The 15,337-nt window shown below is 72.1% G+C and carries 12 protein-coding genes; 5 read left to right on the top strand and 7 right to left on the bottom strand.

The genetic code is table 11. From position 1 onward, the window contains the following. Nucleotides 1-26 precede the first annotated feature (26 nt). Entirely contained in the window at nt 27-3,902 is a 3,876-nt protein-coding gene (hrpA, locus tag AB0H75_RS14345; protein ID WP_367795847.1) for an ATP-dependent RNA helicase HrpA, read from the top strand. On the opposite strand, the gene AB0H75_RS14340 is transcribed toward hrpA, so the two are convergent. Then, nucleotides 3,892-4,221: a hypothetical protein gene (locus AB0H75_RS14340; protein WP_367795845.1), complete on the bottom strand. Its 330-nt coding sequence runs from the start codon at nt 4,219-4,221 to the stop codon at nt 3,892-3,894. The genes hrpA and AB0H75_RS14340 overlap by 11 nt on opposite strands. Before the next feature lie 242 nt (nt 4,222-4,463). Here AB0H75_RS14340 and AB0H75_RS14335 point away from each other — a divergent pair, with 242 nt between their 5' ends. After that, complete coding sequence (locus tag AB0H75_RS14335; protein WP_367795843.1) at nt 4,464-5,117, top strand: HAD family hydrolase; 654 nt, start codon at nt 4,464-4,466, stop codon at nt 5,115-5,117. A gap of 3 nt (nt 5,118-5,120) precedes the next feature. Here the strand turns inward: AB0H75_RS14335 and AB0H75_RS14330 are convergent, their stop codons facing one another. The 5 genes from AB0H75_RS14330 to AB0H75_RS14310 all read right to left on the bottom strand — a co-directional run bounded on the left by AB0H75_RS14330 (nt 5,121) and on the right by AB0H75_RS14310 (nt 8,756). Further along, nucleotides 5,121-5,444, bottom strand: coding sequence for a DUF5709 domain-containing protein (locus tag AB0H75_RS14330; protein ID WP_367795841.1), 324 nt, complete (start codon nt 5,442-5,444; stop codon nt 5,121-5,123). 34 nt (nt 5,445-5,478) lie between these two features. Then, nucleotides 5,479-6,042 carry a hemerythrin domain-containing protein gene (locus AB0H75_RS14325; protein WP_367795839.1) on the bottom strand — a complete coding sequence of 188 codons (564 nt, stop codon included), beginning with the start codon at nt 6,040-6,042 and terminating at the stop codon, nt 5,479-5,481. A gap of 42 nt (nt 6,043-6,084) precedes the next feature. Further along, complete coding sequence (locus AB0H75_RS14320) at nt 6,085-6,399, bottom strand: helix-turn-helix domain-containing protein (RefSeq protein ID WP_367795837.1); 315 nt, start codon at nt 6,397-6,399, stop codon at nt 6,085-6,087. Nucleotides 6,400-6,458: 59 nt separating this feature from the next. After that, entirely contained in the window at nt 6,459-6,896 is a 438-nt protein-coding gene (locus AB0H75_RS14315; protein WP_367795835.1) for an Hsp20/alpha crystallin family protein, read from the bottom strand. A 111-nt stretch (nt 6,897-7,007) separates the two neighbouring features. Beyond that, the gene (locus AB0H75_RS14310) at nt 7,008-8,756 is read right to left on the bottom strand and encodes an ABC transporter ATP-binding protein (RefSeq protein WP_367795833.1); all 1,749 of its coding nucleotides are present in this window, start codon (nt 8,754-8,756) and stop codon (nt 7,008-7,010) included. A 68-nt stretch (nt 8,757-8,824) separates the two neighbouring features. Between AB0H75_RS14310 and AB0H75_RS14305 the strand changes: the two genes are divergently transcribed. Continuing rightward, entirely contained in the window at nt 8,825-9,346 is a 522-nt protein-coding gene (locus AB0H75_RS14305) for a MarR family winged helix-turn-helix transcriptional regulator (RefSeq protein WP_367795831.1), read from the top strand. Here the strand turns inward: AB0H75_RS14305 and AB0H75_RS14300 are convergent. Then, nucleotides 9,343-10,491: a PucR family transcriptional regulator gene (locus tag AB0H75_RS14300; protein WP_367795829.1), complete on the bottom strand. Its 1,149-nt coding sequence runs from the start codon at nt 10,489-10,491 to the stop codon at nt 9,343-9,345. The genes AB0H75_RS14305 and AB0H75_RS14300 overlap by 4 nt on opposite strands. A gap of 127 nt (nt 10,492-10,618) precedes the next feature. Between AB0H75_RS14300 and AB0H75_RS14295 the strand changes: the two genes are divergently transcribed. After that, entirely contained in the window at nt 10,619-12,697 is a 2,079-nt protein-coding gene (locus tag AB0H75_RS14295) for a M6 family metalloprotease domain-containing protein (RefSeq protein ID WP_367795827.1), read from the top strand. 146 nt (nt 12,698-12,843) lie between these two features. Further along, nucleotides 12,844-15,336, top strand: coding sequence for a tetratricopeptide repeat protein (locus AB0H75_RS14290; RefSeq protein ID WP_367795825.1), 2,493 nt, complete (start codon nt 12,844-12,846; stop codon nt 15,334-15,336). The last annotated feature ends 1 nt before the right edge of the window (nt 15,337 follow it).

Raw genomic sequence — 15,337 nt, 5'->3', positions numbered from 1 at the left:
CGTGACTCAAATATCCTGAAAGCAGTATGGGAACGCCTTCCTTGTCCTCTCCGCTCGCCGATCTCCAGTCCCGCCTGCCCGACCTCATGCCGCGCGACCAGCGGCGGCTGCGGCGCAGGCTCGACGGCATGCGCCGGGTCCGCTCCCGCGACGCCCGGGACAAGATCGTCACGGAGATCCTCGCCGACGTGGAACGCGCCGAGCAGCGGCTCCAGCGCCGCCGCGACGCCGTGCCCGCGATCACCTACCCGGCGAACCTGCCGGTCTCGCAGCGCAGGGACGACATCCTCGCGGCCATCCGCGACCACCAGGTCGTGATCATCGCCGGCGAGACCGGGTCCGGCAAGACCACCCAGATCCCCAAGATGTGCCTGGAGCTGGGGCGCGGCGTCCGCGGGCTGATCGGCCACACCCAGCCGCGCCGCATCGCCGCCCGCACGGTGGCCGAGCGCGTCGCCGAGGAGCTGGGCACCGGCCTGGGCGAGGTCGTCGGCTACAAGGTGCGCTTCACCGACCAGGCGAGCGACCGCACCCTCGTCAAGCTGATGACCGACGGCATCCTGCTGGCCGAGCTGCAGCACGACCGCATGCTCGACCAGTACGACACCCTCATCATCGACGAGGCCCACGAGCGCAGCCTCAACATCGACTTCATCCTCGGCTACCTCAAGCAGCTCCTGCCCCAGCGCCCCGACCTCAAGGTCGTCATCACCAGCGCCACCATCGACCCCGAGCGCTTCTCCCGCCACTTCGACGACGCGCCGATCATCGAGGTCTCCGGCCGCACCTACCCGGTCGAGGTACGCTACCGGCCCCTGGAGGACGACGACGACCAGACGCAGGGCATCGTCGCCGCCTGCCGCGAGCTGATCGCCGAGGGCCCCGGCGACATCCTGGTGTTCCTGTCCGGCGAGCGGGAGATCCGCGACGCCGCCGACGCCCTGGCCAAGGCCGAGTTCCGCAACACCGAGATCCTGCCGCTGTACGCCCGGCTCAGCGCCGCCGAGCAGCACCGCGTCTTCCAGCCGCACACCGGCCGCCGCGTCGTCCTGGCCACCAACGTGGCCGAGACCTCGCTCACCGTCCCCGGCATCAAATACGTCGTGGACCCCGGCTACGCCCGCATCTCCCGCTACAGCCACCGCACCAAGGTCCAGCGCCTGCCCATCGAGGCCATCTCGCAGGCCAGCGCCAACCAGCGCAAGGGCCGCTCCGGCCGCACCTCCGACGGCATCTGCATCCGGCTGTACGAGGAGGAGGACTTCCTGAGCCGGCCGGAGTTCACCGACCCGGAGATCCTGCGCACCAACCTGGCCTCGGTCATCCTGCAGATGACCTCGATCGGACTCGGCGACATCGAGGCGTTCCCGTTCGTCGAGCCGCCGGACCGCCGCCAGGTCAAGGACGGCGTCAACCTGCTGCACGAGCTGGGCGCCTTCGACGCCCAGGGCCGGCTCACGCCCGTCGGCCGCAAGCTCGCCACCCTGCCCGTGGACCCGCGGCTGGGCCGCATGGTGCTGGAGGCCGAGAAGAACGGCTGCCTGCGCGAGGTCATGGTCATCGCCGCCGCCCTGTCCATCCAGGACCCGCGCGAGCGCCCGGCCGACAAGCAGCAGCAGGCCGACGAGAAGCACCGCCGCTTCGCCGACCCCGAGTCCGACTTCATGGCCTACCTCAACCTGTGGAACTACCTGCGCGACAAGCAGAAGGAGCTGTCGTCCAGCGCGTTCCGGAGGTTGTGCAAGGCCGAGTTCCTCAACTACCTGCGCGTACGCGAGTGGCAGGACATCTACAGCCAAATCCGCCAGTCGCTCGGCGTTCAGCCCAACAGCGCCCCCGCCGACCCCTACCACGTGCACGTGTCGCTGCTGGTCGGCCTGCTGTCGCACATCGGCGTCAAGGACGTCCTCGACAAGCAGCGCCCCGCCGAGGGCGGCCGCCGCCCCATCCAGGAATACCTGGGCGCCCGCAACGCCCGCTTCGCCGTCTTCCCCGGCTCGGCGCTCGCCAGGAAGCAGCCGCAGTGGATCATGTCGGCCGAGCTGGTCGAGACCTCCCGCCTCTGGGCCAGGGTCAACGCCAAGATCGAGCCCGCCTGGGTCGAGCCGCTCGCCCAGCACCTGGTCAAACGCTCCTACTCCGAGCCCCACTGGGAGAAGAACCAGGGCGCGGTCGTCGCCCTGGAGAAGGTCACCCTGTACGGCGTGCCGCTCGTCGTCGGCCGCAAGGTCAACTACGGCCGCATCGACCCCGACCTGTCCCGCGAGCTGTTCATCCGGCACGCCCTCGTCGAGGGCGACTGGGACACCCACCACCGCTTCCTCAAGGACAACCGCAAGCTCCTCGAAGAGGTCGAGGAGCTGGAGAACCGCGCCCGCCGCCGCGACATCATGGTGAGCGACGAGGCCCTGTTCGACTTCTACGACCAGCGCGTGCCGGCCGACGTCGTCTCGGCCCGGCACTTCGACTCCTGGTGGAAGAAGGCCGGGCAGGAGACGCCCGACCTGCTCACGTTCTCACCGGAGATGCTGGTCAACGAGGGCGCCGACGTCAGCACCCGCGACTACCCCGACACCTGGAAACAGCTCGGCCAGCGGATGCGGCTGACCTACCAGTTCGAGCCGGGCGCCGACGCCGACGGCGTCACCGTTCACCTGCCGCTCCAGATGCTCAACCAGGTCAGCTCCGACGGCTTCGACTGGCAGATCCCCGGCCTGCGCGAGGAGCTGGTCACCGCGCTGATCCGCTCGCTGCCGAAGAACCTGCGCCGCAACTTCGTGCCCGCTCCCAACTACGCCAAGCAGGTGCTGGCGGCCGTCGAGCCGGGCGGGGAGCCGCTGCTGGCCGCTCTGGAGCGCGAGCTGCTGCGCCTGACCGGCGTACGGGTGCCGCGCGAGGCCTGGCAGCTCGACCAGGTGCCCGACCACCTGCGCATCACGTACCGGGTGATCGACGAGCGCAAGCGCACGCTGGCCGAGGACAAGGACCTCGACGCGCTCAAGCGCCGCCTGGCCCCGCGCCTGCGCCAGACGCTCTCCCAGGCCGGCGACGACCTGGAGCAGACCGGCCTGCACACGTGGAGCTTCGGCCGGCTGCCGAAGGTGTTCGAGCACGGCCGCATGAAGGGCTACCCGGCGCTGGTGGACGCCGGCGACTCGGTCTCCGTCAAGATCTTCGAGACCGAGGCCGAGCAGCGCCGCTCCCACTGGCCCGGCGTGCGCCGCCTGCTCCTGCTCAACGTCACCAACCCGGCCAAGTCGCTGCTGGCCGGGCTGACCAACCAGGCCAAGCTGGCCCTGTCACGCAGCCCGCACGGCGGCGCGGTGGCCCTGTTCGACGACGTGGTCAACGCCGCCGTCGACCAGCTCATGCAGGAGGCCGGCGGCCCCGCCTGGGACCCGGTCGCCTTCGACCGCCTCTACCAGCACGTCCGGGCCAACCTGTACGACACGGCCGCCGCCGTGCTGGCGAGGGTCGAGCAGATCCTGGCCGTCTGGCACGAGGCCACCTCCCGCCTGGACACCCTGCGCCCGAGCGCCGCCACCGACGACATTCGCGACCAGCTCGGCCACCTGGTCCACAAGGGTTTCGTGACGGCCACCGGCCACCGCCGCCTGGCGGACCTGCTCCGCTACGTCCGCGCCGTCGACCGCCGCCTCGCCAAGCTCCCCGAGGACCCGTGGCGCGACCAGGAGTGGATGGACCGCGTGCACAAGGTCGAGGACGACTACCACGACCTGCTGGAGAAGCTGCCGCCGGCGCGGCGCGGGGACCCGGACGTGGTGGAGATCCGGTGGATGATCGAGGAGCTGCGGGTCAGCTTCTTCGCCCAGACCCTGGGCACCCCCACCCCGATCTCGGAGAAGCGCATCGCCAAGGCGATGGACAAGCTCACGCCATGAAGATCGAGGTGTCGAGCTCGACGTCGACGGGGGCGGGCAGGTGCAGCGGCTTGCCCATCGGGACGGTGGCGATCGACCGGTAGGCGCCGTCGGCGATGTCGCTGTGCACGGTGACGGTGGGCAGCTCTGCTTGACCCCAGCGGGGACAGCCCGGTGGCACCAGGACGTAGTCGGGCACGAGGGAGTTGCGGGGGCCTTCTATACAGACGGGCGGGCCTTGCGGTGATCCGCGCCAGCCCCGCTCGCGGCGGAGCGGCTGGAGGGCGTCGTGCAGATCGGCGGCCATCCACAGGTGCTCGGGGGTGCCTATCGGGCTCACGATCAGGTTTCCTTCGATGACCTCAGCTCGGAAGCCGGGGAGGGGGACAGGGCATCGAGCAATTCGCGTGTCGTGCGCGGCACGCGGGTGCCCTCTGGCGGGGTGGTCGCCGTGGCTGACAACGGACCTATCCCTTCGTATTCGAACGGGCACGCTAAGTATCGCACGCCCGCCGCTCTGTAAAACCCCGGCGCGTGGCAGAATTCCGGTTTGCGGTTGAATGTCGGATGCGGGGGAAATCGATGGTCAGAGCTGTGGTGTTCGACGTCGGCGAGACGCTCATCGACGAGACGCGCATCTGGACGCGCTGGGCCGGCCGGCTCGGCGTCAGCCCCTTCGTGCTCATGGGAGCGCTCGGCGGGATGGCGGCGCTGGACCGCCCGCACGAGGACGCCTTCAGGCTCGTCCGGCCCGGCATCGACCCGGGGGCCGAGGAGGCGGCGTGGGAGCGCGACGACCCGGAGGGGCTGCGCAACCACTTCGACGCCGACGATCTCTACCCGGACGTCAGGGAGGCGCTGGGCGCGCTGCGTGACGCCGGATACCAGGTGATCATCGCCGGCAACCAGCCGCGCCGCGCCTACGACGCGCTGGTGGCGATGGAGCTGCCGGCCGACTCCGTCCACACCTCGGAGGGGTGGGGGGTGGCCAAGCCGCAGCCGGAGTTCTTCGCCAAGGTGGCGGCGGTGGCGGGGCGGGAGCCCGGCGAGATCCTGTACGTCGGCGACAGGCTCGACAACGACGTGCTCCCGGCGGGCCGGGCCGGCATGCGCACCGCCCTCGTCCGCCGTGGCCCCTGGGGATACCTGCACGCCGCGCGGGCGGAGGCGCAGGCCGCCGACGCGATCGTCGACGACCTGCACGCCGTCCTGCCCGCCGCCCGGCGACTGGGGTGAGCGTCACCGCAGGTCCTCGCCGAGGTCGATGTGGATCGCCCGCTCCTCGGCCGACAGGTCGCCGGTGTCGGCGCCCCGGTCCTCGGCCAGCTCCTCGTCGTCGCGGTCCGGGCCCAGGCCCTCGTCGGGCTGGGTGAGCCGGTGCAGGGGACGGTGCCCGCGGAGCCGGTCGGGGGCCTCGCGCCGCAGCCGCTCGTCGAGGGTGTCCCGGTGCCGGGGGTCGTCGGGGACGACCTCGTGGTCGAGACCGCGGTCGTCGGTCCACTCCGAGACCTCGATGTCCTGCTCGTCGCTCAGGCCGAACCGGTCCGGAGGCAGTTCACTCATGAGTGATCCCCTACCCCGGGGAGGGCGGGGAACCCTAGGACTTGGCCTGCTTGAGAGCTTCGGCCAGCTCCTCCTTGCTCATCTGGGAACGGCCGGGGATGTCGGCCTGCTGCGCCTGCTCGTACAGCTCGGCCTTGGTGGCCTCCTCGGCGGCGCCAGCGGGCCGGCCCTGCTGGGGGACGCCGAGCGCCTTCAGTTCCGCGTCCCTGCGCTCCTTGAAGGCCCTGCCGAGCTCCTGGAGCTCCTTCTCGCCGGCCGACTTCGCGAGGGCGGGCAGGAGCTCGCTCTCCTCCTCCTCGACGTGGTGCTGCACCGACTCGACGAGCTGCTCCAGCGTGGTGCGGAACTCCGCCGTGCCGGGCTGGGCGCGTACCAGCGAGTCGAGGAGGACCTCGGCCTCCTTGTGCTCCTCGACGCTGTGGTGGGCGTCGAGGCCGGGGTAGACGCGGTCCTCCTCGGCGCGGGCGTGCGCGATCAGGAGGGCGTGCAGCTCGGCCACGGTGGCCTTGATGTCGCCCTCGCCCTTCTTCAGCCGCTCGAAGAGGGTCTCGACGGTCCGGTGGTCCTTGGTGATCAGGGTGATGACGTCGGTTGCCATGAGGTCAAGCGCTACCCAAGGCAATCCCTCCCAATCACCGGATCACTCCCGCCGCTCGTCCAGTCGCGCCCGGGCCCGCCGCAGCTCCTCGCGCAGCTCGGCGAGCTCCCGCTCCAGCTCCAGGATGCGCCGGATGGCGATGAGCGTCATGCCCTCGTCGGCCATGCGCGTGACGTGCTGCACGGTCATGATGTCGTGGCGCGAGTAACGCCGCTGGCCGCCCTCGGACCGGCTCGGCGTGACGACCTCGTGCTGGTCGAGGCGGCGCAGGTAGGCCTGCTGCACGTTGAGCATGCTCGCCACCTGCCCGAGGGAGTAGAGAGGGGCGTGCTCGTCGTCGAAGGGGAGTTCGGCCATCATGACCTCCTCATGGTACGGGGGCGGACGTCACGCCCGCCCCCGCGCCGCGCGGCCCGTCAGGCCTTGATGGCCTTGGTCTCGCGCGAGTCCCCGCGCTGGATCTCGACCTTGCGCGGCTTGGCCCGCTCCAGCACCGGGATGCGGACGGTGAGCACGCCGTTGGTGTAGCCGGCGTCGATCCTGTCGCTGTCGAGGTGCTCGGACAGGTAGACGCGGCGGGTGAAGGTGCCCATGGGGCGCTCGCGGACGAACAGCCGCTCGTTCTCGGCGATCTCGACCTCGCGGCGGGCGCTGACGCTGAGCACGCCGCGGTCCACGGTGACCTCGATGGAGTCGGGGTCGACGCCGGGCAGATCGAAGCGCAGGACGACGTCGTCGTCGCGGCGGAGGCCGTCCATCGGCATGATCGCGCCGGTGTCGTAGCTCTGCCGGGCCAGGCGGTTGAACTGCCGCTCGAACTCCTGGACGAACGGGTCGATCGAGGTGAGAAGCATGTCGGAACCTCCTCGCTGCGATCTTGTTTGTATCTAAGCTCCAATTGCAGTTACAGGTTAGCTACAGCGTTCGATGGAGGCAAGTCCGGTAAGGCGATACTGTCCGGAAGGTTAGACCTGCTCCAGCCGGGTACGCAGCTCCGGCCGGTCCCGGCTGACCAGGGCGGCGTAGTGGCCGCCGCGCTCCATCAGCTCCTCGTGGGTGCCGCGCTCGGCGATCCGGCCGCGGTCGAGCACCACGATCTGGTCGGCGTCGCGCACGGTGGACAGCCGGTGCGCGATGGTGATCGTCGTACGCCCCCGCGCCAGCGCGTCCAGCGCCTCCTGCACCGCCCGCTCGGTCTGCGTGTCCAGCGCGCTGGTGGCCTCGTCGAGGATCAGCACCGGCGGGTCGCGCAGCAGCGTGCGCGCGATGGCCAGGCGCTGCTTCTCCCCGCCCGAGAACCGGTAGCCGCGCTCGCCCACCAGCGTGTCGTAGCCGTCGGGCAGCGCGGCGATGTGGTCGTGGATGCGCGCCGCCCGCGCCGCCGCCTCCAGCTCCTCGTCGGTCGCGTCCGGCCTGGCGAAGCGCAGGTTGTCGGCGATCGAGGCGTGGAAGAGGTAGGTCTCCTGCGAGACCACGCCGACCGCCGCGCTCAGCGACTCGAACGTCAGCTCCCGCACGTCCACCCCGTCGATGGTGACCCGGCCGCCGGTGACGTCGTACAGGCGGGGCGGCAGGTAGCTCAGCGTGGTCTTGCCCGCGCCCGTCTCACCCACGACGGCCACGCTCGACCCGGCCGGCACCGTGAGGTCCACGCCGCTGAGCGTGGGCGCGTCGCCGTAGGAGAACTCGACGCCCTCGAAGCGGACCTCGCCGCGCACCCGCTCCAGCGTCCGCGTGCCGGGACGGATGTCCACCGGCAGGTCCAGGTACTCGAAGATGCGCCCGAACAGCGCCAGCGAGGTCTGCACGTCCACGCCCAGCCGCAGCAGCGACACCGCCGGCCGGAACAGGCTCGTCTGCAACGTCGTGAACGCCACCAGCGTGCCGACCGAGATCGCCCCCGTGTAGCCGACGGCCCAGTAGACCACCGCGGGCATCGCGGCCATGACGATCTGGATGGACGCCTGCCGCCACCGCCCGGACATGCTCATCCGCACGCCGAGGTCGGCCAGCTCGTCGGAGGCCCGGCCGAAGCGCTCGGTCAGGGCGTCGGAGCGGCCCATCGTCCGGCCGAGCAGGATGCCGCTGATCGACAGCGACTCCTGCACCATCGAGGCGATCGTGGCGAGCTTGCGCTGCCGCTCGGAGGTGATGCGCTTGCGCTCGGCGCCCACCTTGCGGCTGATCCACACGAACACCGGCAGCAGCAGGAGCGAGATCACGGTCAGCCGCCAGTCGAGCGCGACCATGGCGACGATCGTGGCGAGCACGGTGGTGAGGTTCGAGATCAGCGAGGAGGCGGTCGAGGTGACGACCTGCTGCATGCCGCCGATGTCGTTGGCGATGCGGGACTGCACCTCGCCGGTCCTGGTGCGGGTGAAGAAGGCCAGCGACATGCGCTGGAGGTGCGCGTAGACGGAGATGCGCAGGTCGTGCATGACCCGCTGGCCGACCGTGGTGGAGATCAGGGTCTGCAGGACGTCGAACACGCTGGTGGTGACCGCCACCGCGATCATGCCGAGGGACAGCAGCGCGAGCAGGCCGGCGTCCCTGGCCGGAATGGCGACGTCCAGCACCTCGCGCAGCAGGAACGGGGAGGCGAGCGACACCAGCGAGGAGAGCAGGATGAGCGCGCCCACCAGGGCCAGGCGGCTGCGGTAGGCGCGGAAGAGGGAGATGATGCGCCGCAGCGGCGCCCGGGGTTCCTCCGCCAAGTGGTACTCCTTCCAGATGTCCACTCAAACAGAGGTTAACTCATATTTGTTCCGGCTAAACTGTCGGTATGGGTGAGAGGGAGCTGGCCGATCTGATGCACCTGGTCAACCGGCGGCTGCGGCACGGTTACGTGCGGCGGCTCGGCCCGCTCGGGCTCAGCCCGGGCCAGGCGCGGGCGCTGCGGGTGCTCGCCGACGCGCCGCGGCCGCTGCGCATGGTGCGGCTCGCCGAGGAGCTGCGGATCGTGCCGCGCTCGCTCACGCCCGTCGTGGACGCGCTGGAGGAGGCCGGGCTGGTGCGCCGGCGCACCGACCCGGGCAACCGCCGCTCCACGCTCGTGGAGATCACCGACGAGGGGCGCGTGGCGGCCGAGCGGGCCCGCGAGGCGCGCAGGCAGGCGGGGGAGGAGCTGTTCGCCGTGCTGGCGGCCGAGCAGCGCGACCAGCTCGGCGAGCTGCTGAGCGCGGTGGACGCGGCGGCGCAGGCGCGAGAGACGGCACAGGCGGTGGAGGCGGCACGGGCGCGAGAGGCGGCGCAGGGGCGAGAGACGGCGCAGGCGGCGGAGGCGGCACGGGCGGACCGGCGCTAGGGCAGTTCGCGGGGCAGGTAGCGCCCGGACAGCCGGGCCAGCTTCAGGCTGAGGTGCAGCGCCAGCCGCTCCTCGCCGTCCTTCAGATCGGTGTGGGCCAGCTCCTCCACCCGTTGCAGCCGGTAGTAGAGCGACGTGCGGTGCAGCCGCAGCGCCCTGGACGTGGCCACCGCGCTGCCGGCCAGGTCGAGGTAGGTCTCCAGGGTCTCCAGCAGCGGCAGGTGCTGGGCGTCGGCCAGCAGCTCCTCCAGCCCCGGGTGCAGCTCCTGGGCGGGCAGGTGGGTGAGCATGCGGTACACGCCGAGCCGCGACCACTCCGCGGTACGGCCCAGTCCGGGCACCCGGGCGGCCACCTCGGCCGCGTGCCGCGCCTCCCGGTACGACTCCGGCGCCCGCGCCAGCTCCGGCCGCGCCCGCCCGGCCCCGACGACCACCGGCACCGGCATGGCCGCGTGCAGCTCGTCGGCGGCGGGCGCCGTCCCGGCCGTGAGCAGCACCGCGTGGTCGTAGCGGACCAGGTGCAGCGGATGGTGCCCGCTCAGCCGCCGCCGCAGCGCCAGCAGCCCCTGCTCCAGCGCCAGCCGCAGCGGGTCCGACGGCTCGGCCGCGAGCGGCCTGGCCACGTGGACGGTCACCGCCCGCGCCTGCGGGAAGGCCCCCGCCTCGATGAGCTGCCTGGCCGCGTCCCGCTCGCCGAGCAGCAGCCCGGTGACCGCCTCCAGCTCGCGGTGCGAGGCCAGCTCCGAGGCCAGGCTCTCGTGGTAGAGGGCCAGCGCCAGGCCGGGGACGGCGGCCGCGGCCTCGGCGACCTGCCCCTCGGACATGGCCGGGCCGGCGTCGATGAACCACAGGAAGCCGAGCAGCCCGCCGGCGTGCCGGACCGGCACGCACACCCGCGGCAGCAGGCCCAGGTGCGGCGCCCCCGCGGTGCGGATCGGGCCGGGCGCCTCGTGGACGCCGGCCGCGCGTAACCAGGCGCGTACCTCCGGCGTGGTACGCCGGCGCAGGATCGAGTCGCGGCGGATGTCGTCCATGGCCCCGTTCTGCTCGCTGTAGGCCACGACCCGCTGCACCCGGTCCTCCAGCAGCAGGGGGCGGCCGAGACGGGCGGCGAGCTCGTCCACGGTCCGCTGGAGATCCGCCACGGACACCCCTTAACCTGGGCAATTCGGCATTTGTAGGAAATAACGCTATGGGTCTTCCCTACAACTGCGCGATGATCCGGGTCAACAACGTCTATACCGTCGTGCCGTGATTGTCCCGAAGAAGCTATTGAGGGGACTGCTCGCGACCATCGTGATGGTTCCGGTCACGCTGGCGGCGACCCCCGCTTCCGCAGCGCCCCCCAGCGCGCCCGAGCACCCGTGGCGCCGAGACCACTGGCCGCAGACGCAGCCCTGGCAGAGCGACACCTCCATGGACGCCAGGACCACCCTGCGCGGCCGTCCCACGACCGGCATCCAGCCCATCGACCCCCAGAACTGGGAAAACCCCGACAACATGACGTGGGCGGACTACAAGAAGCCGCCCGGCACCCGCTGGAACGACCCCGCCGTCAAGGGCTCCCAGCGCACCTTCAAGGGCGCGCTCGTCCTGCTCGACTACCCCAACCAGCCGTTCGTCGTCACCCAGCCCCAGAACTCGACGATCTACGGCAACCCGAGCACCGAGGCCCACGACATCCCACGTGACCAGGTCGCCACGTTCTACAAGGACTTCCTCAACACCCCGAACGCCCTCAACAAGGGGCACACCATCCACGAGTACTGGATGGAGGACTCCGGCGGCCGGATCGGGGTGGAGCTGACCGGGTTCGGCCCGTACACGATGCCGGGCAAGGACCACGAGTACGCGATGGAGTACCAGCGCGACGCCTGCCCCGCCGGGGACACCTGCACCCGCAACCTGCGCGCCGACGGCAACGCCGCCTGGCTCGCCGACGTCGGCCAGGAGACCGCCGCCCAGTTCGACTTCGTCTTCTACCTGAGCGCCGGGCAGGACGAGTCGTCCACCTGGCAGGAGTTCGGGATGATGAAGTTCCCCACCAAGGAGGACGTCCCGGACGCGTGGGGCCCCGAGGACCCCGCCCTGCCCAACTGGTCCAGGACCCGCTACGTCGAGTGGACCTCCTGGCAGGCCGGCTCCAACTTCTGGCCCAACGCCCGCTTCGGCATCGACTCGGTCCAGGCCGAGAGCTCGGGCATGGCGACCTTCGCCCACGAGCTGAGCCACATCTTCGGCATCGCCGACAACTACAACAACCCCTACGCGGTGCCGCCCAAACGGGCCTACACCGGCATCTGGGAGATGCTCAGCCGTGGCAGCTTCAACGGCCCGGGCGGCCCGCACTCCCGCTGGCTCATCCCGCCCACCGCCGGCGCGTCCATGGGCGCCCAGCACATGCTCCGCAACAAGATCAAGCTCAGCATGGTGGACGAGCAGAACGTGCTGCGCCTGTCCAGGGCCGCCCTCGACGACTCCGGCCTGGTCGTCGCCGACGTCCTGGCCCGCGCCGTGCAGCCCGGCAAGGACGAGCTGTCCGGCGTCAACATCGCCTTCGACGGCCCCGACAACAGCACCTGCGACGCCGCCGACCCGCTCTGCGACGGCGGCGGCTACGAGAACTACACCGTCGAGGTCGTGGACCGCATGGGCAGCGACTCCTTCACCCCCGACTCCGGCGTCCTGCTCGCCAAGACCAAGAACCAGGACCGGGCCCCGTTCGAGTGGGTGATCGACGCCAACCCGCAGGACATCGGCATGACCGACTACGTCCTGCCGGACGGCACCAAGGTCCCGATCACCATCGGCGACTACCGCCAGCTCGCCGACGCCCTCTTCCACGCCGGCACCGGCTCCGGCAGCCAGTACGAGTACGTGGACCAGGCCAACCGGCTGCACTTCTACATCCTGGACCGCAAGCGCGACCGCGACGGCGAGCTGTCGTACAAGGTGGCCGTGCGCTCGCTCGACGGCGCCGGCCCGCAGCGGCGCGGCGTCAGGGTGCTGCCCGCCGCCGGCGTCCCCACCGGCAAGAACGCCTCCACCTGCACGTTCCCGCTGTTCAACACCGGCAGGGCCGCGCCCGCCCAGGGACAGCACCCCGAGGACGTCAGCGCCTACCTCGGCTCCGACGTCTACCGCCTGAAGGCCGAGGTGAAGGGCAAGGGCTGGACCGCCCAGCTCCCGAACGAGCTGGCCGCCGTCGCCTTCGGCAAGCACGACACCGTGACCGTCAACGCCCTGCGCACGACCGGCGGCGACCGCCTGGCCCAGGTCAGGCTCACCGCCACCTCCGAGAGCGACCCGACCAGGACGATGACCGCCACCTGCCACGTGGTCGGCCTGTAGCGGAAACCCGTGGGGCGCGGCTGGCGCGGGCCGCGCCCCATCGGCTTGAATCGACCCCCGAAAGGGGGTGCCGGTTGAGCGAGGACCACCTGCCGGACCGGACGACGGGGGGCTTACCCGACAGGCCGCGGCGCAGGCGCGGGAGGGTGCCCTGGGCCGCGTCGGTGTCGGCCGGCCTGGCGGCCGCCGCGGCGAGCGTCCTGGCCGCCAGCGTCGAATGGGACCTCCCGCCCGCCGCCAAGATCGGCGTGACCGTGACGGCGGCCGTCCTCGTCGGCCTCACCACCTGGGCCACCACCGAGTCGCAGCCCCGCAGGCGCGCCGCGGCCGGCCGGGCCGGCACGCTCGCGCCCGACCAGTGGCCGCCCGTCCCCGAGCACTTCACCGGCCGCGCCGAGGCGCTGGCCGAGCTGCACGGGGTCTTCGCCGCCCGCCGCCGCTCGGACGACCTGTCGCCGCCGCTCGTCGTCTCCGTCTACGGCCGCGGCGGCGTCGGCAAGTCCGCCCTCACCACCCGCTTCGGCCAGGAGGTCGCCGGCTGGTTCCCCGACGGCCGCCTCTACGCCGACCTGCGCGGCACCGTCGAAGCCCCGGTCCGCCCCGACGAGGTCCTGATCGGCTTCCTGCGCGCGCTGGACGTGCGCCTCACCACCGACCCCGGCGGCCTGGACGAGCTGCGCAAGCTCTGGCTGACCTGGACCAAGGGCCGCAGGATCCTCATCGGCCTGGACAACGCCCGCGACGCCGACCAGGTCAAGCCGCTCATCCCGGCCGCGCCCGGCTGCGCGGTGCTGGTCACCTCCCGCTCCCCGCTGTTCCTGAGCGGCACCCACGACACCCGGCTCGACGTCCTCAGCGAGGCCCACGGCGTCGAGCTGCTGGCCAGGCTGGCGGGCGGCGCCCGGGTCGTGGACGACCTGGAGGCCGCCAAGGAGGTCGTCCGCCTGTGCGACCACCTGCCGCTGGCGATCAACATCTGCGGCGGCCGCCTGGCCACCCGCGAGCAGTGGACGCTGCGCGAGATGGCGGGCCGGCTGGCCGACACCCGCCGCCGCCTCGACCAGCTCGAAGTGGCGCAGAGCGTGGACAAGAGCGTACGGGCCTCGTTGCAGCTCAGCTACGACGACTGCACCGGCATGCAGCGCCGCCTGCTGCGCCTGCTCAGCGCGCTGCCCGCGCCCGACGTGCCCGGCTGGGTGGCCGGCGAGCTGCTCGACGTCTCCGTCCTGGAGGGCGGCGACCAGCTCGAAGCCCTCATCGACGCCCAGCTCGCCGAGTGCTCGGGCACCGACCAGACCGGGACGATGCGCTACCGGCTGCACGACCTGGTCCGGGTGTTCGCCGGCGAGCTGGCCGACCAGGACGAGCCGGAGCGCCGCCGCGCCGCGCTGGAGCGGGTGCTGCACGGTTACCGCCGCCGCGCCGAGGAGGCCGCCCAGAACCGCTGGCCGCAGGACTGGAGCAAGGGCGGGCGCCGGGCCGGCTCCGGCGGGCAGGTCCGGGCCGGTGACTGGCTGAACGCCGAGCGGCTGTCGCTGCTGGCCATGATCAACCTGGCGCACCGGCTGGAGCTGTGGGAGCTGACGTGGGGCCTGGCCCGGGCGTTCTGCTCGTTGTGCCACTCGCTGCGCGCCTACTGGGCCGACTGGAAGGCGGTGGCGGAGCTCGGCCGGGCCGCCGCCGAGCGCGCCGCCGCCGGGCAGGGCGACCCGCGCGCGCCGGCCATCGCCCTGCTCGACAGCGCCGCGGTGCACGGCGGGCTCGGCCTGCGCGAGCGCGCGCTGGAGGAGGCCAGGCAGGCCCTGGACGCCTTCACCGGCCTGGGCGAGACCTGGTGGGCGGCCCGCGCCATGCGCACGATCGGCATGACCCTGTTCAACGACGGCCACCTGGACCGGGCCCAGGACCACCTGATCGACGCCATCGCCGCGTTCAAGGGCGAGGAGGACCTGTGGTGGATGGCCCGCACCCAGCGCAACCTGGCCGAGATGCGGATGGCCCAGCGTCGGCCCGAGGAGGCGCGGGAGCTGCTGGAGGACGCCCTGGAGGTCTTCAAGAGCCAGGGCAACCGCTACTCGGAGGCCCAGACGCTGCGCGTGTACGGCGAGGTGCTGGCGGCGCAGGCGCGGCGCGAGCACCGCGAGGGCGACCGCAGGAACGCCGCCGGCCTGTTCGCCCGCGCGGGCCACAGCCTCGACCGGGCGGGCGAGATGTTCCGGCAGCGGGGCGAGCTGTGGGAGGAGGCCCGCTGCCTGCGGGCCGCGGGCGAGGTCGGGGACCCCGACAGCGGGCTGCGCGAGCTGGACCAGGTACGCCGGGCCGCCGACATCCTGGCCGCGCTCGGCGACTCCTGGGGAGTGGCGCGCACCGCGCTCTCGGCGGGCCGGGCGCTGGCCCGGCTGGGGCGCCTGGCGGAGGCGGAGCGGGAGCTGCGGCACGCCGTCGAGGGCTTCGAGGAGCTGCAGGACCGCTGGTGGATGGCGCGCAGCCTGCGCTACCTCGGCGAGGCGCACCTGGACGCGGGCGGGCACCGGGCCGCGGTGGCGCCGCTGGAGCAGGCCAGGGACATCTACCGCAGCCTCGGCAACGAGGCCGGCCTGCGCCGGACCCTGGAGCTGCTGCGGCGGGCCGCGGTCTAGA

This window comes from Nonomuraea sp. NPDC050783, assembly GCF_040802095.1.
Classification (GTDB): domain Bacteria; phylum Actinomycetota; class Actinomycetes; order Streptosporangiales; family Streptosporangiaceae; genus Nonomuraea.
Note: the sequence above shows the minus strand (reverse complement) of the source record. Positions and strands in the feature narration are given on the sequence as shown.